The 20,514-nt window shown below is 69.8% G+C and carries 16 protein-coding genes; 9 read left to right on the top strand and 7 right to left on the bottom strand.

The window, feature by feature from the left end:
• Window position 1: 1 nt before the first annotated feature.
• The 5 genes from QSK34_RS16165 to QSK34_RS16145 all read right to left on the bottom strand — a co-directional run bounded on the left by QSK34_RS16165 (window position 2) and on the right by QSK34_RS16145 (window position 8,015).
• Window positions 2-1,408, bottom strand: a complete 1,407-nt coding sequence (locus QSK34_RS16165) for an Nramp family divalent metal transporter (protein WP_285584921.1) — start codon at window positions 1,406-1,408, stop codon at window positions 2-4.
• A gap of 237 nt (window positions 1,409-1,645) precedes the next feature.
• A complete protein-coding gene (locus QSK34_RS16160; protein ID WP_285584919.1) occupies window positions 1,646-3,772 on the bottom strand; it encodes an acetate--CoA ligase family protein in 2,127 nt (708 codons plus the stop codon).
• Window position 3,773: 1 nt separating this feature from the next.
• Entirely contained in the window at window positions 3,774-5,000 is a 1,227-nt protein-coding gene (gene frc / locus QSK34_RS16155) for a formyl-CoA transferase (RefSeq protein WP_285584917.1), read from the bottom strand.
• 8 nt (window positions 5,001-5,008) lie between these two features.
• Complete coding sequence (locus tag QSK34_RS16150) at window positions 5,009-6,691, bottom strand: thiamine pyrophosphate-binding protein (RefSeq protein ID WP_285584916.1); 1,683 nt, start codon at window positions 6,689-6,691, stop codon at window positions 5,009-5,011.
• A 130-nt stretch (window positions 6,692-6,821) separates the two neighbouring features.
• Window positions 6,822-8,015, bottom strand: coding sequence for a molybdopterin molybdotransferase MoeA (locus tag QSK34_RS16145; protein WP_285584913.1), 1,194 nt, complete (start codon window positions 8,013-8,015; stop codon window positions 6,822-6,824).
• 73 nt (window positions 8,016-8,088) lie between these two features.
• Here QSK34_RS16145 and QSK34_RS16140 point away from each other — a divergent pair, with 73 nt between their 5' ends.
• The 7 genes from QSK34_RS16140 to QSK34_RS16110 all read left to right on the top strand — a co-directional run bounded on the left by QSK34_RS16140 (window position 8,089) and on the right by QSK34_RS16110 (window position 17,989).
• Complete coding sequence (locus QSK34_RS16140) at window positions 8,089-9,072, top strand: 2-dehydropantoate 2-reductase (protein ID WP_161480983.1); 984 nt, start codon at window positions 8,089-8,091, stop codon at window positions 9,070-9,072.
• A gap of 37 nt (window positions 9,073-9,109) precedes the next feature.
• Window positions 9,110-11,044, top strand: a complete 1,935-nt coding sequence (locus QSK34_RS16135; RefSeq protein ID WP_285584909.1) for a molybdopterin oxidoreductase family protein — start codon at window positions 9,110-9,112, stop codon at window positions 11,042-11,044.
• Between the two features lie 7 nt (window positions 11,045-11,051).
• Window positions 11,052-13,130, top strand: a complete 2,079-nt coding sequence (locus tag QSK34_RS16130; protein WP_285584908.1) for an NAD(P)H-dependent oxidoreductase subunit E — start codon at window positions 11,052-11,054, stop codon at window positions 13,128-13,130.
• Window positions 13,127-13,993 carry a 2Fe-2S iron-sulfur cluster-binding protein gene (locus QSK34_RS16125; RefSeq protein WP_030454873.1) on the top strand — a complete coding sequence of 289 codons (867 nt, stop codon included), beginning with the start codon at window positions 13,127-13,129 and terminating at the stop codon, window positions 13,991-13,993. Before QSK34_RS16130 ends, QSK34_RS16125 begins: the two co-directional genes overlap by 4 nt.
• Window positions 13,986-14,816, top strand: a complete 831-nt coding sequence (gene fdhD / locus QSK34_RS16120) for a formate dehydrogenase accessory sulfurtransferase FdhD (protein WP_285584905.1) — start codon at window positions 13,986-13,988, stop codon at window positions 14,814-14,816. The genes QSK34_RS16125 and fdhD overlap by 8 nt, the downstream gene beginning before the upstream one ends.
• Before the next feature lie 212 nt (window positions 14,817-15,028).
• Window positions 15,029-16,048 (top strand): polysaccharide deacetylase family protein, encoded by a 1,020-nt coding sequence (locus QSK34_RS16115; protein WP_285584901.1) that lies wholly within the window; start codon window positions 15,029-15,031, stop codon window positions 16,046-16,048.
• 69 nt (window positions 16,049-16,117) lie between these two features.
• Window positions 16,118-17,989 (top strand): L,D-transpeptidase family protein, encoded by a 1,872-nt coding sequence (locus tag QSK34_RS16110; protein ID WP_285584899.1) that lies wholly within the window; start codon window positions 16,118-16,120, stop codon window positions 17,987-17,989.
• 5 nt (window positions 17,990-17,994) lie between these two features.
• Here the strand turns inward: QSK34_RS16110 and QSK34_RS16105 are convergent, their stop codons facing one another.
• Window positions 17,995-18,276, bottom strand: a complete 282-nt coding sequence (locus QSK34_RS16105) for a YiaA/YiaB family inner membrane protein (protein ID WP_285584897.1) — start codon at window positions 18,274-18,276, stop codon at window positions 17,995-17,997.
• A gap of 70 nt (window positions 18,277-18,346) precedes the next feature.
• Between QSK34_RS16105 and QSK34_RS16100 the strand changes: the two genes are divergently transcribed.
• Entirely contained in the window at window positions 18,347-18,742 is a 396-nt protein-coding gene (locus tag QSK34_RS16100; protein WP_285584895.1) for an MmcQ/YjbR family DNA-binding protein, read from the top strand.
• Between the two features lie 27 nt (window positions 18,743-18,769).
• Entirely contained in the window at window positions 18,770-19,171 is a 402-nt protein-coding gene (locus QSK34_RS16095; RefSeq protein WP_030454867.1) for a ClpX C4-type zinc finger protein, read from the top strand.
• Here the strand turns inward: QSK34_RS16095 and kynU are convergent.
• Window positions 19,168-20,385, bottom strand: coding sequence for a kynureninase (kynU, locus tag QSK34_RS16090; RefSeq protein WP_285584891.1), 1,218 nt, complete (start codon window positions 20,383-20,385; stop codon window positions 19,168-19,170). The two genes, QSK34_RS16095 and kynU, sit on opposite strands and share 4 nt — an antisense overlap.
• Window positions 20,386-20,514 lie beyond the last annotated feature (129 nt).

The raw sequence follows: 20,514 nt of genomic DNA, 5'->3' as shown, positions 1-20,514 counted from the left end.
GTCAGCCGACCACGACGCCGTAGGCGAAGAGGCTGTAGAGCAGCATGCCGAGGTAGAACACGGCGCCGAAGCCGATGATCAGGTTCGACCACCACTTGGGCCGGATCGGTTTCGGCAGCATGCGGTTGTTGACCAGGAGCAGTGTCACGCAGTAGGCGCCCATGGCGAACGTCGACAGGAACGCCAGCGTGTCGAGGATGCCGCTCGGTCCGTCGGCCGGGCCGAACAGCAGGATCAGGATGCCGAACGCGATGACGCCCCACAGGAAGGCCGCGTAGAGGTGCGACATGCGCATCTTCTTGGCGCCCTTGACGAAGTGGTAGGTCATGTCGGCCTGGCCGCGCGAGAACGAGTCGAACAGGCCGAGGGTCGCGTTCAGACCGATGAGCGAGATGAAGCCGAGGAAGATGACGCCGAGGACCGAGCTGCCCGCCGAGGCGAACGAGTCGGCCATGGCCGACAGGGCGGCCTCGCGCTCGCCGTTCGCGATGATCTCCTTGACGCCCGGCGTCTGCCGCGTCGCCGCCTGCGCGATCACCGTGAAGGAGATGGTGACCAGCATGGTGACGCCCCAGAAGAGCAGTAACGCGTCGAAGGTGACCCAGCGGCGCCAGCCGCGCCACTTCTTCATCTCCTCGGGGTTGCTCGTGTCGAACATGAAGCCCCGCGAGGGCATCTTCTCTTCCTCGCCGGCGTGACGCAGGCCGCGGATCTGCGGGATGTGCGCGCCCATGCCGGCGCCGGAGTCACGCAGGTGCAGGGTGTACCACATCTGCTGCATTCCGGACGGACCGGCGAAGGCGATCGACCCCACGATCACCGGGAACCACGCCGCCGACAGGGCTCCGTCGGGGATGTAGCCGATCGCGAACATGCCGGTGACGGTGCTGACGACGTCGCCCCAGGTGCCGACCATGGCGGCGACGATCGCGGTGCCGATGACCAGCGCCCCGATCAGGATCGACAGCAGGCTTTCGAGCAGGCTGTAGATGACCTTGGCGAGGCTGAACACCACCCCGACCAGGAGCAGGCCGCATACCGCGGTCACTGTCCATGGGATGCCGGTTATCTCCTCGAACGCCGCCGCGCCCGCCGACAGGTGGCCCGGCCAGATGTAGACGGCGATGGCGACGACGAAGAAGAACCACATCAGCGGCTTGAAGACACGCGCCGCGCCGAAGAAGATGCTCTCGCCGGTGGCCATGGCGTAGCGGGCCATCTCCAGCATGACGACGGCCTGCAGGGTCACGCCGACGAGGAACAACCAGCGGATCTCCGGCCCGAACAGCAGCACCAGCCGGGGCCACATGTACGACTCGCCCATGCCCACGCCGAGCGCGACGAGGAACACGGTGGGTCCGAGGATGTGCACCGACGGGGGCGCGTCGGGCAGGGTGCGGATGGGCATCGGCTCCAGCTTGCCCGCCCGCCACACTTTCTCTTCTTGTCCTGCGGTGGCAGCCGTGGGTTCGGTCGCCGGTGTACTTGACGTGTCCACGTATGGACCTCCTCGGGAGTTGATTGGTCCCGCCTGTCCCCGATTCGCCCCCCTCTTGGGTCTCCGGCCCTGGTGACCGGAGCGTCGTGCGCCGGCCCGCCGTGCTCAGGTGCGGCGGGCCGCCGCGGTGGTGGTGCGGGTGACGCGTCAGCCGGGCATGAGCCCCGCCGCCCTGGCCCAGCGGTATTTCGCGCCGAGCACGGCCACGGGCTTCTCCGTGGTGTAGGGGTAGGCGACCACGCCGTGGTCGAAGAGGTATTCGCAGGCCTCTTCGACCTCGGTGTCACCGGCCAGTGACGCGACGACCGGCTTGTGGTTGCCCTTGGCCCTTTCCTCGGCCACGACGCGCGCGACCAGTTCGGCGAAGACCATCGGGGGGGTGACGATGGTGTGCCAGTAACCGAGCACGAGCGCGTGGATCCGGGGGTCGGTGAGGCCCAGCCTGAGGGTGTTCTCGTAGGTCGAGGGCGGCTCGCCGCCCGTGATGTCGATCGGGTTGCCCGCCGCTCCGAACGGCGGGATGTAGGCGCGGAACGCCTCGTCGAGGTCGGGCGGGATCTCCATGAGGGTCAGCCCGTTGTCGACGCAGGCGTCGGAGAGGAGGACACCGGAGCCGCCCGCCCCGGTGATGATCACGACGTTCTCTCCCTGCGGGGTCGGCATGATCGGCAGGGATCGGGCGTATTCCAGCATGTCGTTGAGCCCGGGGGCACGGACCACACCGGCGTGCCGGAGGATGTCGTCGTAGACCTTGTCGTCACCGGCGAGCGCGCCGGTGTGGGACCCGGCGGCCTTCGCGCCCATGGCGGTCCGGCCGGCCTTGAGCACGATCACCGGCTTCTCCTTGACGACCCGCTGGACCGCCTCGACGAAGCCGCGGCCGTCTTTGAGGTCTTCGAGGTGCATGGCGACGCACTTGGTGTTGTCGTCCTGCTCGAAGAAGGTGAGGAGGTCGTCTTCGTCGACGTCGGCCTTGTTGCCGACTCCGACGATCGCGGAGACGCCCATCCGGGTGGTGCGGCTGAAGCCCAGGATCGCCATCCCGATGCCGCCGCTCTGAGAGGTCAACGCGACGTTTCCTTGCACGTCGTAGGGGGTGCAGAAGGTCGCGCAGAGGTTCTCGGGGGTGTAGTAGTAGCCGTAGATGTTGGGGCCCAGCATGCGTACGCCGTGCTTGCGGGCGATCTCGACGACCTCCTGCTGGCCCTCGACGTTGCCGGTCTCGGCGAAGCCCGAGGGGATCATGACGGCGCCGGCGACGCCCTTCTCCCCCGCGGCCTCCAGGGCGGCCGGCACGAACGCGGCCGGGATGGCGAAGACCGCGACGTCGACCTCGCCGGGCACGTCGGCGATGCTCGGGTAGGCGGGTAACCCGAGGATCTCGGAGGACTTCGGGTTGATCGGGTAGATGTTGCCCCGGAAGCCGCCGTTGATCAGGTTGCGCATGACCGAGTTGCCGATCTTCCCCGTCTCGCCGGAGGCGCCGATGACGGCGACCGCCCGGGGGTGGAAGATGCGGTTCATCTTGGCGAGGATCTCCTCGCGCGGGATGCGCGGGGTCTCCACCGGCGGTTCGGCCGACAGGATGATGCGCACGTCGGCGGCCACGGCGCCGTTCGCGGAGGCGAAGACGGGGTTGAGGTCGACCTCGGCGATCTCGGGGAAGTCGGCGACCAGCGCGCCGACGCGTTCGATCATGGTCGACAGAGCCGCCCGGTCGGCCGGTGCGGCTCCGCGGGCCCCACGCAGCACCTCGGCCGCCTTGATGTCGTCCAGCATCGCCAGGGAATCATGCACTGTTAGGGGGGCGAGCCGGAAGGTCACGTCCTTTAACACTTCGACCAACGTTCCGCCGAGGCCGAACGCGACCACCTTGCCGAAGGTCGGATCGGTCACCGCGCCGATGATCACCTCGTGTCCGCCGCCGACCATCTGCTGCACCTGGACGCCGTCGATGACGGCCCCGGCGTCGTAGGCCTGGGCGTTGGCGATGATCTGGTCGTAGCCGGCGCGTACGGCCTCGGCCGAGCCCACGCCCACCAAGACGCCGCCGGCCTCGGTCTTGTGCAGGATGTCCGGGGAGACGATCTTCAGCACGACCGGGAACCCGATCGAGGTGGCCAGCTCGACGGCGTGGTCGGCCGACGTCGCCAGGCCCTCACCGGGGGTGGCGATCCCGTAGGCGTCGCAGACAAGCTTGCCCTCGGGGGCGGTGAGCGCGGTGCGCCCTTCGGCCCGTGCCTTGTCCAGGATCTCCCGGACTTCTGCCGACATCTCAGATCACTCCGTTCGTCTTCAGCTCGGCCAGCTCCTCGGCCGTGACCCCGAGCCGCGTGTAGATCTCGTCGTTGTGCTCTCCGAGCAGCGGCGGCGTCGTGATGTCGACCGGGGAGTCGGAGAGCTGAAGGGGGCTGCCGACCGTCGTGAAGTCGCCGCGCGTGGGGTGGGGAACGGTGACGACCGCGCCCTCGGCGCGCAGCGACTCGTCGTCGATGAGCTCGGCGGTGGACAGGATGGGCCCGCACGGCACGTTGGCCGCGTTGAGCCGGTCGAGGACGGTCCATTTGTCGTGCTGGCTCGACCACTCTTCGATCAGCTGGAACATCTTGTCGAGCTTGTTGAGCCGCGCCTCCGGGGTGGCCCACTCGGGGTCGTCGGCCAGCTCGGGGCGGCCGATGATCTCGGAGACGGGCCTCCAGCCGACCGGCTGGACGATGACGTAGATGTAGTCGTTGGGCCCGCCGGGCGCGCACCTGACCGCCCAGCCCGGCTGACCGCCGCCGGAGGCGTTGCCCGACCGGGGCACCTCGGTGCCGAAGGTCCGGTTCGGGTATTCCTTGAGCGGGCCGTGGGCCAGCCGCTGCTGGTCGCGCAGCTTGACCCGGCACAGGTTGAGCACGGCGTGCTGCATGGCGACCTGCACCCGCTGCCCCTGGCCGGTGGACTCGCGCTGGTAGAGCGCGGCCAGGATGCCGGCGACGGCGTGGACGCCGGTGCCGGAGTCGCCGATCTGCGCGCCGGTGGCCAGCGGCGGGCCGTCTTCGAACCCGGTGGTGGCCATCGAGCCGCCCATCGCCTGGGCGATCACCTCGTAGGCCTTGAACTTGGCGTACTTCCCGCCGCCGAAGCCCTTGATGGAGGCGTAGATGAGGCGGGGGTTGAGCTCCTGGAGCCGCTCCCAGGGGAAGCCCATGCGGTCGACCGCGCCGGGGCCGAAGTTCTCGACCAGGACGTCGGACTCCTGCACGAGCTTGACGAACAGCTCCTTGCCGCGCTCGCTCTTCATGTTGAGCGTGATGGAGCGCTTGTTGCAGTTGAGCATCGTGAAGTAGAGGCTGTCGACGCCCGGCACGTCACGCAGCTGGCTCCGGGTGATGTCGCCGGTGGGGGCCTCCAGCTTGACGACGTCGGCGCCGAGCCACGCGAGCAGCTGCGTCGCGGACGGGCCCGACTGCACATGGGTCATGTCGAGGACGCGCACGCCCTCCAAGGCCTTGGGCATGCCGCTCCCTACTTGTACATCGTCTGGTTCATGGTCCCGGGGGCGTAGACGTCGGGGTCGACCCACACGTTGATCAGCGCGGGCTTGCCCGACTCGCGGGCGCGCTCCAGCGCCGGGCGAATGTCGGCGGGGTCGCGGACCTCTTCGCCGTAGCCGCCGAGCATGCGGGCGAACTCGTCGTAGCGGACGTCGCCGAGGGTGTTGCCGACGCGGCCGCGGTCCTGCCCGTATTTGGCGGCCTGGCCGTAGCGGATCTGGTTCATCGACGAGTTGTTGCCGATGACGCCGATGAACGGCAGGTCGAAGCGGACCATCGTCTCGAAGTCCCACCCGGTGAGGGAGAAGGCGCCGTCGCCGAACAGGCACAGCACCTCCTTGTCGGGCTCGGCGTACTTGGCGGCCATCGCGAAGGCGACGCCGACGCCGAGGGTGCCGAGGGGGCCCGGGTCCATCCAGTGGCCGGGCGACTTGGGCTGCACGACCTGGCCGGAGAAGGTGACGATGTCGCCGCCGTCGCCGATGTAGATGGTGTCTTCGGTGATGAACTCGTTGATCTCGTGGACCAGCCGGTAGGGGTCGATCGGCGCGGCCGCCGAGAGCTGGCGCGGGAGCCGCTTCTCGAAGGCCTGCGTCTCGACCGCGCGCAGCTCCTCGATCCACTCCTTGCGCTTGGCGGCGCCGTTGTCGACCCGGCCGGAGGCGGCCTGCGCGGCGGCGGCCAGGATGAGCCCCGCGTCGCCGACGATGCCGAGGTCGATGTCGCGGTTCTTGCCGACGGTGCGGTAGTCGAGGTCGATCTGCACCACGTTGGCCGTGCTGGACAGCCGCTTGCCGTAGCCCATGCGGAAGTCGAACGGGGTGCCGACGATGATGATGAGGTCGGCCTCGTTGAAGGCGTAGCGCCGCGAGAGCTGGAAGTGGTGGGGGTCGCCGGGCGGGAGGGTGCCCCGGCCGCTGCCGTTCATGTAGGCGGGCACGTTGAGGGCGCGGACGAAGTCGATCGCGGCGTCGGTGCCGCGCGTCGTCCAGACCTGGCTGCCGAGCAGCACGCAGGGCTTCTCTGAGTGCACGAGCAGGTCGGCCAGTCGCTCGATCGCGTCGGGGTCGCCGGCCTGGCGGGTGGAGGCGCGGTAGCGGCCGGCCTGGGGGATGCGGGCCTTGGCCACCGGGACGCTGGCGTCGAGCACGTCGCGCGGGATCTCGAGGAACGACGGGCCCGGCGCGCCGTTGTAGCACTCGCGGAACGCCATCGACACGATGTCGGCCACCCGCTCGGTCGAGGGCACCGTCGCGGCGAACTTGGTGATCGGGGTCATCATGTCGACGTGGGGCAGGTCCTGCAGCGAGCCCATCTTGTGCTGGCTCAGGGCGCCCTGGCCGCCGATGAGCAACATCGGGCTCTCGGCGCGGAAGGCGTTGGCCACTCCCGTCACCGCGTCGGTGGTGCCGGGACCCGCGGTGACCACGGCGCAACCGGGTTTGCCGGTGATGCGCGCGTAGCCGTCGGCCGCGTGGGCGGCGACCTGCTCGTGGCGCACGTCGATCACGTCGATGCCCTCGTCGACACAGCCGTCGTAGATGTCGATGATGTGGCCGCCGCAGAGGGTGAAGATCACGTCGATCCCCTCCGCCTTGAGCGCCTTAGCGACCAGGTGACCACCGGAGATCTGGTCCGGGGCTGGTTCCGTCATCAGGGCCGTCCTCTCAAAGACGTTTCTGCTTTGCGTCTACGCCATACTGCATACCGTATGAGGAACATGGTTACCCCCGGCTTCCGAGGATGTCCATACCTTTCCGGCGGGTTACAAGATTTCGAACCGGTTACCGTGCGGGCAGCGCGAGAAGCTCCACCGGGCCGCCCTCCCAGCCGGGCGGGACCACGGCCAGCGCGTCGGCCATCGCCGCCCCTCGCAGCGACCCGGGCTGGTCGTGGCCCACCGGGATCGCGCCGCGCGCCGATCTCCAGACCGGCACCAGGCGGGTGTCGCGCGGATGGGCCCGCACCGGCCCGGCGAGGGCGCTGAGCTCGCCTTCGGGCTCGGGCCGCCCGTCGAGCGCGCGCAGGACCGGCAGCAGCAGCGTCAGCGCCGCCGCCAGAGCCGCGAACGGATTGCCGGGCAGCCCGACCACCAGCCGCCCTCCCGGCAACCGGGCGAGGGCCTGCGGATGGCCGGGCCGCACCGCGACGCCGTCGACCAGGACCGCCGCGCCGAGCCGGCCGAGCACTCCGCGCAGGTGATCGGCCGGCCCCTTCGACGACGCGCCGCAGACCACGACGACGTCGGCCCCCGGTTCCCCCAGAGCGGCCTCCAACACCTCGGCCCCGTCGGGCAGGTGACGCGGCGGCAGCGCCTCACCGTCGGCCGCGGCGATCAACGGCGACAACATCGGCCCCACCGCGTCGCGCACGAACCCCGCTCCCGGCACCCCCGACCCCACCACCTCGTCGCCGGTGACCAGCACCGACACAACCGGCCGTGGCCGCACCCACAGGGTGTCGTGGCCGAGCCCGGCGGCCAGCCCGAGCACGGCCGGCGTGACGAGCGCCCCCGAGGTCAGCACGACCTCCCCCTCGGAGACGTTCTCCCCGCGCCGCCTGATGTGCCTGCCCGGCTCACAGTGCCCGCTGACCAGCAGCCCGGCCTGTTCCGTCTTTTCGTACGGCACCACGCAGACGGCACCGGCGGGCACGGGCGCCCCCGTGGCGATCTCCACGGCCTCGCCGGGACCGAGCTCCCGGGGGAAGGGCGAACCCCCGGCCAGCACGCCGCCGACGACGTGCCACGGGCCGGGGCCGCCGACCGCGTAGCCGTCCATCGCCGACACATCGGTGCCCGGCAGGGCCACGAGCGCGCGCAGCGCGGCGGCCAACCGGCGGCCGTGGGCGGAGGACAGCGGGACCTCGGCCGCGACCAGCGGCAGCGTCGCCGCGGCGGCGAGCCGGCGGGCTCGATCCCAGGGCAGATCGGCGTGCCCGGCGGCGGATTCGGGCCGGGTATGCGACAGCACGGTCATCGGTCGACCTCCTTGACGACACCGTTGCCATACCGTATACCGAATGCACTGTCGACGCGAGAACGGAGCTAGTGTGAAGGTCGCTGTTCTTGGCGCCGGCGCCATCGGCGCGTATGTGGGGGCCGCCCTGCATCGCGCCGGCGTCGAGGTGCATCTGATAGCCCGCGGGGAGCATCTCGCGGCCATGCGGAAGTCAGGCGTGCGCGTGCTCAGCCCGCGCGGCGACTTCACCGCCCACCCGCACACCACCGACGATCCCCACGAGGTCGGCCCCGTCGACCACGTCTTCCTCGGCCTGAAGGCCAACTCCTACGCCGCGGCCGGTCAGATGATCGCGCCCATGCTCCACGAGTCCACCAGCCTCATCGCCGCCCAGAACGGCATCCCGTGGTGGTACTTCCACCGGCTCGGCGGCCCCTACGACGGCTACCGCATCGAGAGCGTCGACCCCGGCGGCTCGGTGACCGAGGCGCTCCCGCTGGAGCGCGCCATCGGCTGCGTCGTCTATGCCGCCACCGAGATCGAGGCCCCCGGCGTGATCCGCCACCTCGAAGGAACCCGCTTCTCCATCGGCGAGCCCAGCGGGGAGTTGTCCCCCCGGTGCGTCGAGTTCAGCAACGCCATGGTCGCCGGCGACCTCAAATGCCCGGTCGAAGCCGATCTGCGCAAAGACATCTGGGTCAAGCTGATGGGCAACGTCGCGTTCAACCCGATCAGCGCGCTCGCCCGCGCGACGATGGCGGGCATCTGCCGCCACACCGGCGCCCGCGAGCTGGTCAGAACCATGATGGAAGAGACGGTCGCGGTCGCCCAGGCGGTCGGCTGCAACCCCCACATCTCGATCGAGCGGCGGCTCGCCGGGGCCGAGAAGGCCGGCGAGCACAAGACCTCAACGCTCCAGGACCTGGAGAAGGGCAAGCCTCTCGAACTCGACGTGCTGCTCTCGGCCGTGGTCGAGCTGGCCGACCTGACCGAGACCCCGGTGCCCACGCTGCGCGCCATCCACGCCGTCACCGATCTGCTCGACACCCAGACCCGGCTTGTCGGCGCAGCATGAGCCCACATACCGTAGTCTGCATACAGAATACGAAAGGATGAGGTCGATGAAGCGGAAGAAGACCGAGCACTACGACCGGCTGACCCATCCGCTGGTGCGCGAGAACGGTGTGCTGCGGCGGGCCACGTGGGAGGAGGCGCTCGATCGTGCGGCCGAGGGCTTCCGGCGCAACGTCGCGGCCCACGGGCCCAACGCCTTCGCCATGTTGTCGTGCGCCCGGTCGACCAACGAGATGAACTACATCGGCCAGAAGTTCACCCGCGTGGTCATCGGCACCAACAACGTCGACTCGTGCAACCGCACCTGCCACGCCCCGAGCGTGGCGGGCCTGTCGGCCGTCTTCGGCAGCGGCGGCGGCACCTCCTCCTACCAGGAGGTCGAAGACGCCGACGTGATCCTGATGTGGGGTTCGGCGGCCCGCAACGCCCACCCCATCTTCTTCCAGCACGTCCTCAAGGGCATCCGCAAGGGCGCCAGGATGTTCGCCGTCGACCCCCGCCGGACCGGCACCGCCCAGTGGGCCGACCGCTGGCTGGGTCTCAACGTCGGCACCGACATCCCGCTCGCCCACGCCGTCGCCCGCGAGATCATCCACGCCGGTCTCCACAACACGACGTTCATCGAGCGCGCCACCGAGGGCTTCGCCGAATATGCCGCCAGCGTCGAACCGTGGACGTTGTCGGCGGCCGAGCAGGTCACCGGCGTGCCCGCCGAGGCGATCCGCGAGATGGCCCACGCCTACGCCCGCGCCGACCGCGCGCAACTGGTGTGGACCCTCGGCATCACCGAACACCACAACGCCACCGACAACGTGCGCGCCCTCATCAACCTGTCCCTGCTGACCGGCCACGTCGGCCGCTACGGCTCGGGCCTGTCGCCGCTGCGCGGCCAGAACAACGTGCAGGGCGGCGGCGACATGGGCGCCATCCCCAACCGTCTCCCCGGTTTCCAGGACATCCTCGACCCCGCGATCCGGGCCCGGTTCGAAGCGGCCTGGCAGGCGCCCATCCAGCCCCGCTACGGCCTCAACCTGACCGAGATGCTCGAGGCCATGGCCGAGGGCGAGGTCACCACCTGCTACCTCATCGGCGAGAACCCGGTCCAGTCCGAGGCCGACTCGCTGAGCTGCGTCAAGCGGCTCAGCATGCTCGACCACCTCGTCGTCCAGGACATCTTCCTGACCAAGACGGCCCAGATGGCCGACGTGGTGCTGCCCGCCGGGGCGGCCTGGTGCGAGTCCGACGGCACCTTCACCAACAGCGAGCGCCGTGTCCAGCGGGTGCGCGCCGCACTGGTGCCGCCGGGCGAGGCCCGCGACGACATCTGGATCCTGTGCGAGCTGGCCCGCCGGCTCGGCCACGACTGGAACTACTCCGGCGCCGAAGAGGTCTGGGACGAACTGCGTTCGGTCTCGCCCGCCCACTACGGCATGACCTATGAGCGGCTGGCCGAACACCAGGGCATCCAGTGGCCGTGCCCCTCGACCGAGGAGCTCGAACCCCCGTTCCTCCACGGCCGCCTGTGGGAGACCGACCCCGACAGACGCGGGAGACCGGCGCCGTTCGCGATCCTGCGCCATTCGCCACCGGTCGACCTGCTCGACGACGAATACCCGTTCCGGCTGACCACCGGCCGCCGCCTCGACTCCTACAACACGGGGGTGCAGAGCTCCGGCTTCGCCTCCCCGCTGCGGCGCGGCGAGAACATCGAACTGTCCCCCGAAGACGCCGCCGCGCTGGGCGTCACCGCGGGCGAGGAGGTCCGCATCTCCTCGCGGCGGGGCACCGTCGTGGCTCCGGTCTACATCGACCCGGCGCTGCGTCCGGGCCTGGTGTTCATGACGATGCACTTCCCCGACGAGGTCGACACCAACGCCCTGACGATCGAGGCGACCTGCCCGATCGCCGGAACGGCGGAGTTCAAGGCCGCGGCGGTGCGCATCGACCGCCTCGTTCCCGCGAAGGCCGGGTGACCGACGCATGGATCTTCGGTTCCGCGACGCCGAACCGACCGCCGAGGAGCGCGCCGCCGTCGACGCGCTCCTCGGAGCGCCCTCGTCCGCCTGGGACGGCGGCGACCGCACCGAGTTCGACCTGCGCTTCGCCACGCAGGCCCCCCGGGTGGCACGCGACCGCCGCGACCTGCTGCTGCCCGCCCTCCACGCGGTCAACGACCGGGTGGGCTGGATCAGCGAGGGCGCGCTCGACTACATCTGCCGCCGGCTGACGATCCCGCCCGCCGAGGCCTATTCGGTGGCGACCTTCTACTCGTTGTTCTCCGTCAAGCCCCGCCAGGCCCGGGTGCTCCACGTCTGCACCGACCTCGCGTGCGCCGCCAAGGGCGCCGAGGCGGTCCGCCGCGACGTCGAGGAGCGCTTCGGCCCGCCCGGGGTCTCCTGGCAGCCCAGCCCGTGCCTGGGCCTGTGCGAACGCGCTCCCGCCGCGCTGGCGATCGAGGCGGGCGATCCCCCGGCGAACGCGGTCTACGGGCCGTGCGCCGTCGGGCAGGAATGGCCGGCCACGACAGAGGAACCTCCGGTCGAGGCCGCGGTGCCACAAGCCCAGCCGCACGGACCGGCGACCCCACGGCTGGTCCCGGCTGCGGTTTCGTCTCCCGCTCCGGGTTCAGGTTCGGCTCCGGCTCCGGGCTCGACTCTGGGTTCGGCTCCGGGTTCGGCTCCAGCTCCGGGTTCGGGTTCGGCTCCGGGTTCGGGTTCGGCTCCGGATTTGGGTCCCGCTGAGGGTTCGAGTTTGGGTTCCGGGACGATTGCGCAGACGGGTCTGGATGCCGTGGCAGATGAGGGCGGCCGGTCGCCCGGTTTATCCGGGCTCGGCGGTCTGGTCCTGCTCAGGCGCATCGGTGTCGTCGACCCTCTGAGCCTCGACGACTACCGGGCGACCGGGGGCTACACCGGCCTGCGGCGAGCCTTCGAGCTGGGCCCTACCGGGGTCATCCGCGAGGTGCTGGAGTCGGGGCTCGTCGGGCGGGGCGGCGCGGCCTTCCCCACCGGCCGCAAGTGGGAGGCGACCGCGCGGCAGCTCGACCGTCCCCACTACCTCGTCTGCAACGCCGACGAGAGCGAGCCGGGCACCTTCAAAGACCGGGTTCTGATGGAGGGCGACCCGTTCGCCCTGATCGAGGCCATGACGATCGCGGGCTACGCCAACGGCTGCGCCCTCGGCTACCTCTACATCCGGGGCGAATACCCGCGTGCGCTCAAGCGGCTGGAGAACGCGATCACGGTCGCGCGGTCGCGGGGGCTGCTGGGCGACGACATCCTCGGCCAGGGGTTCTCGTTCGACATCGAGATCCGGCGCGGCGCGGGGGCCTACATCTGCGGCGAGGAAACCGCGATCTTCAACTCGATCGAGGGCTTCCGGGGCGAGCCCCGCACCAAGCCCCCGTTCCCGGTGGAGAAGGGTCTGTTCGGCAAGCCCACGGTGGTCAACAACGTCGAGACCCTGGTCAACGTGCCCCACATCCTGGAGATGGGCGCCGCCGCCTACGCGGCCGTCGGCACCTCGTCGTCCACCGGCACGAAGCTCTTCTGCGTCTCGGGCACGGTCGAGCGCCCGGGCATCTACGAGGTGCCGTTCGGCGCCAGCCTGCGCGACCTGCTCGACCTCGCCGGCGGTGCGACCGGTGAGCTGCGGGCGGTGCTGCTCGGCGGCGCGGCCGGGGCGTTCGTGCGGGCCGACGAGCTCGACATCCCGCTGACCTTCGAGGGCACCCGCGCGGCCGGGGCCACGCTCGGCTCCGGGGTCGTGCTGGTGCTGAACGACACGGTCGAACTGCCCGGCGTGCTGCTGCGCATCGCCGAGTTCTTCCGCGACGAGTCGTGCGGCCAGTGCGTGCCCTGCCGGGTCGGCACGGTCCGCCAGGAGGAGGCCCTCCACCGGCTGTCCAAGCGGCGCAGCGAGGGCGATCTGCTGCTCCTGCGGGAGGTGGGCCAGGCCATGCGCGACGCCTCGATCTGCGGCCTGGGCCAGACCGCCTGGAACGCCGTCGAATCGGCCATCGACCGGCTTGGAGTGTTCACGGCTAAGGAGAGCTCATGAGCGTCCCCCTGCGTCCGCCACGGCGGCTCATCGAGATCACCGTCGACGGCGAGGCGATGCGCGTCCCCGAAGGCGACACCCTGCTTGACGCCTGCCAGTCGGCCGGAAAGGACATCCCGACCCTCTGCTACGGCGACACCCTCAACCCGAAGAACGCCTGCCGGGTCTGCGTCGTCGAGGTCGAGGGCGCCCGCACCCTCGCCCCGGCGTGCTCACGCAAGGCCGAGCCCGGCATGGTCGTGAAGACCGACTCCGACCGCGCCCGGCACAGCCGCAAGGTGGTGCTGGAGCTGCTCGGCTCCTCCGTCGACCTGTCGACCACCCCCAACGCCAAGGAGTGGATGGCCGAATACGGCGCCGACCCGGCCCGCTTCGGCGAAGACGCCGCGACGGTGGCCGAGCCCCCGAAGGTCGACAACGACCTCTACGTGCGCGACTACGCCAAGTGCATCCTGTGCTACAAGTGCGTCGACGCGTGCGGCGAGCAGTGGCAGAACTCCTTCGCCATCTCGGTGGCCGGGCGCGGCTTCGACGCCACGATCTCCACCGAGTTCGACGCCCCGCTGACCGACTCGGCCTGCGTGTTCTGCGGCAACTGCGTCGAGGTCTGCCCGACGGGCGCGTTGTCGTTCAAGAACGAGTTCGACATGCGCGAGGCCGGCACCTGGGACGAGGAGCGCCAGACCCAGACCACCACGATCTGCAGCTACTGCGGCGTGGGCTGCAACCTGACCCTCCACGTGCAGGACAACACGATCGTGAAGGTCACCTCTCCCCACGACAACCCGGTGACCCACGGCAACCTGTGCATCAAGGGACGGTTCGGCTTCCAGCACGTCCAGAACGTGGCCTCCGATGGGTAGGGTCACCGTCCAGCGGCGCATCCTGCGGCTGCGGGAGACCGGGCACGCCCACCGGGTCGACGTCCTGGCCGCCGAGGAGCCGCTGGAGATCCGGCTCAACGGCAAGCCGCTCACCATCACGATGCGCACCCCCGGCGACGACTTCGACCTCGCCGCCGGGTTCCTCGTCAGCGAGGGGGTCATCGGCAAGGCGGGCGACATCGAGGCCATCCGCTACTGCGCGGGGGCCCTGGAGAACGGCCAGAACACCTACAACGTGCTCGACGTGCGGCTCACGACCGGCGTGAGGCCGCCGGCCACCTCCCTGGAGCGCAACTTCTACACGACCTCGTCATGCGGGGTCTGCGGCAAGGCCTCGCTCGACGCGGTCCGGACGGTCGCCCGCTGGGACGTCGCCCCCGACGACGTCACGTTCTCCGAAGAGGTCATCGCCGAGTTGCCCGAGAGGCTGCGTACCGCCCAGAAGGTGTTCGACCGGACCGGCGGCCTGCACGCCGCCGGGTTGTTCACGCCGACCGGCCGGGCGCTGGCCGTCAGGGAGGACGTCGGCCGCCACAACGCGGTCGACAAGCTGGTCGGATGGGCGCTGCGAGACGACCGGCTGCCCCTTCGGCAAACGGCGCTCATGGTGTCGGGCAGGGCCTCGTTCGAACTCGTCCAGAAGGCCGTCATGGCGGGCGTTCCGGTGCTGGCCGCGGTGTCGGCGCCGTCAAGCTTGGCGGTGGAACTGGCCGCCGAGTCCGGGTTGACCCTGCTCGGGTTCGTGCGTGGCCGGTCCATGAACGTCTACTCCGGAGAGGAGCGGATCAGCGCGTCATCGTGATCTCGCCGCCCGAGGTCAGGGGCATGGCCGGTGGCGTCTTCACGATGGCGGACGGGATGCCGGCGGTGACACTTCGCCCCCCTCGCCACCGGCATCCCGAATGCCACATTTCGCCCTGTACGTGAACTTTAAAATCTCTTAGCCGTCTTCGCCCTCACCAAAGGGGATCACTCTCCGTGTCAATGACATGACTTATCGGAGGGGCACCAGAGATGAGAGCCGCGGCGACTGTCGGATTGATCGTGCTGGCCGGGTGTGTGGCATGTGGCGCCAACCAAGGCCAGAAGCCCGCTACGGCGGTCGAGGTCAAACCGGCGGCCATCAAGCCGGTGAGCGCGGCCAACGCGAAGGCGGTCAAGGCCAACGAACTGGGTCAGATCCCGGTCCTGATGTACCACCGCATCATCGAGAACCCGACTACGCAGGACGACCGCACGCCCAAGCAGTTCCGCACCGAACTCGAACGGCTGGCCAAGGAAGGCTACGTGCCGATCACCGCCGCCGAGTACGTGACCGGGAAGATCGACATTCCGGCCGGGAAGCACCCGGTCGTGCTGACCTTCGACGACTCGTCGCCGTCGCAGGTCACCCTGGACGGGACCGGCACCCCGGCCAAGGACACCGCGGTGGCGATCCTGCTGGAGGCGGGTGCGAAGTACCCGGGCTTCCGCCCGGTGGCGACGTTCTACGTGACGCGCGACATGTTCGGCAAGAGCAGCCCGGCCGAGCAGGCGCAGATCGTCGCCTGGCTGAAGCAGCACGGCATGGAACTGGGCAACCACACGAAAGACCACACCAACCTGATGGGCAAGCCCAAGCAGGTCGTGCTCGACGAGGTCACCGCCGGGCACAAGCTGATCACCGACCTCAACGGCGGCGAGGTCGTCACCTTCGCCCTCCCCTACGGCAACCAGCCGAAGACCAAGGAGTGGGCGCTCAAGGGCTCCGACAAGGGGGTGAAGTACAACTACTCCGGCGTGTTCCTGGCGGGCTACATGCCGGCCCAGTCGCCGTTCAGCGGGGCGTTCGACCCGCTGGGCATCCCGCGGATCCGGTCGATGGACAAGAAGGGCGACTGCGCGAAGTTCTGCTCGACGGGGTGGCTCGACTGGCTGAAGGAGAACCCGGGCGAGCGCTACACCAGTGACGGCGACCCGCGCACGGTGGCGTTCCCGAAGTTCCAGGAGACGATGCTGGCGCCGAGCGCCAAGACAAAGGCACTCGCCTATTAAAAGATCATCTTTCCATCAAGATCGCCTAAGTCCGGTCTGTCCGGGGATCTCCGTGGGAATTTCGCCCCCATGCGGACATATATGGTCGTCGGCCTCGGATTCGGGCTGGCGCTGATCACCGGGTCGGCGGCCTTCGCCGACTCGGCGGATAGAAAGCACGGCAACCAAGCCGTGAAGGACAGGCAGCACAAGCACGTACAGGAGAACAAGCAGCACGGGCGCCCGACCGTGCACCGTGACCACACACGGGACCGGCGCCCTGTTGCGACCCGCGCGCACGGCACGGCCAACCGGCAGCCGGCCCTCGGCACAGCCGCCCGGCACACGGTCACCGGCACGACCAACCAGCACGCCACCTGGGCGGCGGCCCACCACCACGCGGCGCAGGGCAGGCACAACCAGCGCACGACCTCCGCCGCCGTGCAACGGCGCACGGCCCTGGGCACGACCCAGCAACGCGCGGCCCTGGGTACAGCCCAGCAACGCGCGGCCTCCGCCGCACTCCAGCGGCACGCGGCCCGGTACACCGCCACCGGCCACACGGCCGCCCAGCACGCCGCTCTGGCGGCGGCACAACGGCGCGCGGCCAACGGCGTGGCGCAACGACGCGTGACCGCGAGCACGACGGCCGGGCACGCGCTCACCGGCGCGGCCGTCCAGCGCGCGGCCTACGGCACCACGAACGGGCGCACGGTCCTCGGCCACCGCCGCTTCGAGGCGAATCACCGGCGCTCGATGTCGTCCCGCAGAGACCCTGGCGGCCGTCGGCACATGCGTTTCCACTACACCGACCGCCCGGACGCGCACGACCGCCACCACGACGGGCACCCGCGACATCACGACATGCACGGCGACCGCGCACACGGGCGACACCACGACATGCATGACGGCCGCCACCGCGACACGCATGGCCGGCATCACGAGGCGCATGGCCGGCATCACGACATGGACGACAGACGTCACGACGTGGACACCCGCCATCACGACCTGGCCATTCGCCATCACGACATGGAGGCCCGCCACCACGACATGCAGGGTCGCAACCACGACATGCAGGGTCGCAACCACGACATGCACGGTCGCCACGACATGCACGGTCGCCACGACATGCACGGTCGCCACGACATGCTCGGCGGCCGCCACCACGACAGGCACGGCAGGCATCAAGACGCCCACGCCAGCCGCCACGAAACGCATGGCCGCCACCACGACGCCCACGCCCGCCACCACGGGCACCCGAACGCCCACCACGCCGCCCACACCGGCACGCACCACGCCCACCAGGTCGGTCACCAGCGGCACGAGCGTCAACGACCCCGTCGTATCGAGGTCATGAAGTTCGGCGACAAGAGTCACCAGATCCGCGCCATGAAGCAGCGCCTGCGGGAGCTCGGCTTCGACTCCGGCGTCGACGACGGCCGTTACGGCGAGACCACCCGTTACGCCGTCTGGGCCTTCCAAAAGGTCAACGGTCTGCGCATGACCAACCGCATCGACCGGGACACCATGTGGGCGCTGCGCCACCCGCGGCGCGTCAAGCCGCTGGTCCGCCCCAGGGCCACCGATCGGGTCGAGATCGACGTCCGGCGGCAGCTGCTCACCGTCTGGCGGGACGGCAAGCCCGATCTGACCACCCACATCTCGACGGGCGCGAACCGGTCGTACTGCGACAACGGTCACTGCGGTTTCGCCCGCACTCCCGTCGGCGACTTCCGGGCGGGGACGCGGGCGCCGGGCTGGACGACGAGCCCGCTCGGCACGATGTTCAACTCGATCTACTTCAACGGCGGCATCGCCATGCACGGATCCTCGGAGGTTCCCAAATATCCGGCCTCACACGGATGCATCCGGATTCCGATCCACACCTCGAAGATCATCTACGCCTTGGTCCAGTCGGGCGAGCCGGTCTACGTCCGTGGCGCGCAGAGCAAGTACACCTGAGCCCGTCAGCTCTGATAAGGATCGTGCTCAGCGAGGAGCCGGTCGAGTCTCGCCTGGTCGACCCGGGCCACCACGGCCGACTCCTCCTGCCGGTCGCGGATCACCTTGGCCAGCGTGAACGACGCGGTCACCAGATAGAAGACGCCGACGGCGAAGAACGACCTGATCCAGGGGTCGACGGGCAGGTAGGCGACCCCCAGCGTGAGGGCGCCGAGCGCCAGCCCGAACGAGATGACGGACTGCGCGAAATACGCGGATGTGGTCTTACTTGGCACGGGTTTGCTCATGGGGCAATGCTGGAGGCCCAGCCCGGGGCCGGGCCTGAGCCCCGCATCCCAAGTTACCGGTGAGTAGCACATGAGTATCCGAGCCGAACTCCGCGCGTACGCCCTCACCCTGCCCGAGGCGTTCGAGGACTTCCCCTGGGACGACAGCGCCGTCGTCAAGGTCAACAAGAAGATCTTCCTGTTCCTGGGCCCCCCGGAGCGGGACGCGGGTGACCGCAGGCCGGCTGTAGCTCCCGCCGGACATCTGCCCGAAGAGCCGGGCGCGGGCTTCGGCGTGAAGCTGGTCGTCGCCCACGGACACGCGCTGAGCGTGCCGGGCGCCATCCCGAGCCGCTACGGCCTGGGCCGGGCCGGCTGGGTGACCGTCCCCTACGCGAGCGATCTGCCCGAGTTCGACGTGCTCCAGGACTGGGTCGAGGAGAGCTACCGGCTCGTCGCGCCGAAACGGCTCGGCAAGTTGCTCTGACCCAGATGACAACCTAATGTTGTCGATATGGAGCCATCAGAGTTACTCGCCCGCGCACGCAAACGCGCGGCCAACCCCTCTGACCCGCTGGACACCCTGGCCGCAGCCAACGAGCTGAGCCAGGAGATGACCCGCGACGCCGACGCCCTGATCGATCTGGCGGTCCGCGACGCCCGCGCCGCGGGCACCTCCTGGACGGCCATCGGCGACCGCCTCGGCGTGTCGAAGCAGGCCGCGCGTAAGCGCTTCACCCGCAACTTCACCCACCCGTTCTCGGCCCGCAAGACGCGGCGCGCGGCGGCCTGCTCGTTCTGCCGCAAGCCGCCGAACCCACACCTCCACATGGTCTACGGCGAAGGCGGCCGGATCTGCGCCGAGTGCGTCGCCCTGGCCGCCGAGATCGTCGCCGACAAGGCCAAGACGCGTTAGGTGACCGTCACCCGGCGCTGATAACGCTCGTCCCGCCAGATGCCCTTGCCGATGATCTCGGCGAGGGTGTCGGCGGCGTCGTACACGTCGACGTAGCGCAGGTAGAGCGGGGTGAACCCGAACCGCATGATGTCGGGGGCGCGGAAGTCGCCGTGCACCCCGTGGTCGAGCAGGGCCCGCATGATCGGATAGCCGTGCTCGTGCCGGAAGCTGATCTGGCTGCCGCGCCCGGCCGGGTCGCGCGGGGTGGCCAGGTCGAGCCCGAGAGGCTCGGTCAGCGCGATGAACAACTCGGTCAGCGCGACGCTCTTGGCCCGCACCGACCTGATGTCGACCTTCTCCCACAGGTCCAGCGACGCGGCGAGCGCGCTCATCGACAGGATCGGCGGAGTTCCGGCGGCGAAGCGGCGGACACCGTCGGCGGGCCGGTAGTCGGCCTCGAAGGCGAAGGGCGCGGCGTGCCCGTGCCAGCCGCGCAGCACCGGCTCGGCCTCCGCCAGGTGCGCGGGCGCGCAGTAGAGATAGGCCGGCGCTCCGGGCCCGCCGTTCAGATATTTGTACGTGCACCCGACCGCGAAGTCGGCCGCGCCCACCTCGACGGGCAGCGCCCCGGCGCTGTGGCAGAGGTCCCAGATCGCCAGCGCCCCGGCGGCGTGCACCGACGCGGTGTCGGCGGCCAGGTCGCGCAGCGCGCCGGTCCGGTAGTCGACGTGGGACAGCAGCACCACGGCGACGTCGTCGTCGAGGACGTCGGCGAGCGAATCGCCCGGACCGAAATCTCGCACGTTCAGGTCGAAGCCCGCCGCGAGGCCCTGGACGGCGTACCGATCGGTCGGAAAGCCCTCCGACTCCACGACGACGGTCCGGCGGCCCGGACGCAGCCGGACGGCAGCCGACATCACTTTGAAGATCGAGACCGAGGTCGACTCGCCGGTGAGCACCGTGCCGGGCCCGGCGCCGATCAGGTTGCCGATCCGGTCGCCGATCACCTCCGGCAGGTCCCACCATCCGGCGGTGTTCCAGCTCTGCCCCAGGTCACGTCCCCATTCGGCGATGACTGTGTGGGAGACCGCCTCGATCGTGCGCCGCGGCAACGCGCCGAGCGAGTTGCCGAGCATGTAGACCACGTTCTCCGGCAGGACGAACTCCGCACGGAAACCGCGAAGGGGGTCGGCGGAGTCGAGCGCGGCACAGCCGGCGCGGGTGATGCTCATGCCAGACATCATCTCCAGAAATATCCTGACTCGGCAGCCCAATGCGTCACCAAGGGTCGGCTTCCCAAGGGGCCACCTTCTGGTGACCGTTTACGGCTAAGGTTTTTGTCGCATTTAGCCCTGACCGCA

This window comes from Herbidospora sp. NBRC 101105 (assembly GCF_030269205.1).
GTDB lineage: Bacteria > Actinomycetota > Actinomycetes > Streptosporangiales > Streptosporangiaceae > Herbidospora > Herbidospora solisilvae.
This window is presented reverse-complemented; position numbering and strand designations above follow the sequence as displayed.

What these genes read in the sequence shown, in the direction of transcription:
- QSK34_RS16115 (WP_285584901.1), top strand. Translation starts at nt 15,029, where the DNA reads ATGAGAGCCGCGGCGACTGTCGGATTGATCGTGCTGGCCGGGTGTGTG.
- QSK34_RS16165 (WP_285584921.1), bottom strand. Translation starts at nt 1,408, where the DNA reads ATGCCCATCCGCACCCTGCCCGACGCGCCCCCGTCGGTGCACATCCTC.
- QSK34_RS16160 (WP_285584919.1), bottom strand. Translation starts at nt 3,772, where the DNA reads ATGTCGGCAGAAGTCCGGGAGATCCTGGACAAGGCACGGGCCGAAGGG.
- kynU (WP_285584891.1), bottom strand. Translation starts at nt 20,385, where the DNA reads ATGAGCATCACCCGCGCCGGCTGTGCCGCGCTCGACTCCGCCGACCCC.
- QSK34_RS16125 (WP_030454873.1), top strand. Translation starts at nt 13,127, where the DNA reads ATGAGCGTCCCCCTGCGTCCGCCACGGCGGCTCATCGAGATCACCGTC.
- fdhD (WP_285584905.1), top strand. Translation starts at nt 13,986, where the DNA reads ATGGGTAGGGTCACCGTCCAGCGGCGCATCCTGCGGCTGCGGGAGACC.
- QSK34_RS16145 (WP_285584913.1), bottom strand. Translation starts at nt 8,015, where the DNA reads ATGACCGTGCTGTCGCATACCCGGCCCGAATCCGCCGCCGGGCACGCC.
- QSK34_RS16095 (WP_030454867.1), top strand. Translation starts at nt 18,770, where the DNA reads ATGGAGCCATCAGAGTTACTCGCCCGCGCACGCAAACGCGCGGCCAAC.
- frc (WP_285584917.1), bottom strand. Translation starts at nt 5,000, where the DNA reads ATGCCCAAGGCCTTGGAGGGCGTGCGCGTCCTCGACATGACCCATGTG.
- QSK34_RS16130 (WP_285584908.1), top strand. Translation starts at nt 11,052, where the DNA reads ATGGATCTTCGGTTCCGCGACGCCGAACCGACCGCCGAGGAGCGCGCC.
- QSK34_RS16100 (WP_285584895.1), top strand. Translation starts at nt 18,347, where the DNA reads ATGAGTATCCGAGCCGAACTCCGCGCGTACGCCCTCACCCTGCCCGAG.
- QSK34_RS16135 (WP_285584909.1), top strand. Translation starts at nt 9,110, where the DNA reads ATGAGGTCGATGAAGCGGAAGAAGACCGAGCACTACGACCGGCTGACC.
- QSK34_RS16105 (WP_285584897.1), bottom strand. Translation starts at nt 18,276, where the DNA reads ATGAGCAAACCCGTGCCAAGTAAGACCACATCCGCGTATTTCGCGCAG.
- QSK34_RS16150 (WP_285584916.1), bottom strand. Translation starts at nt 6,691, where the DNA reads ATGACGGAACCAGCCCCGGACCAGATCTCCGGTGGTCACCTGGTCGCT.
- QSK34_RS16110 (WP_285584899.1), top strand. Translation starts at nt 16,118, where the DNA reads ATGCGGACATATATGGTCGTCGGCCTCGGATTCGGGCTGGCGCTGATC.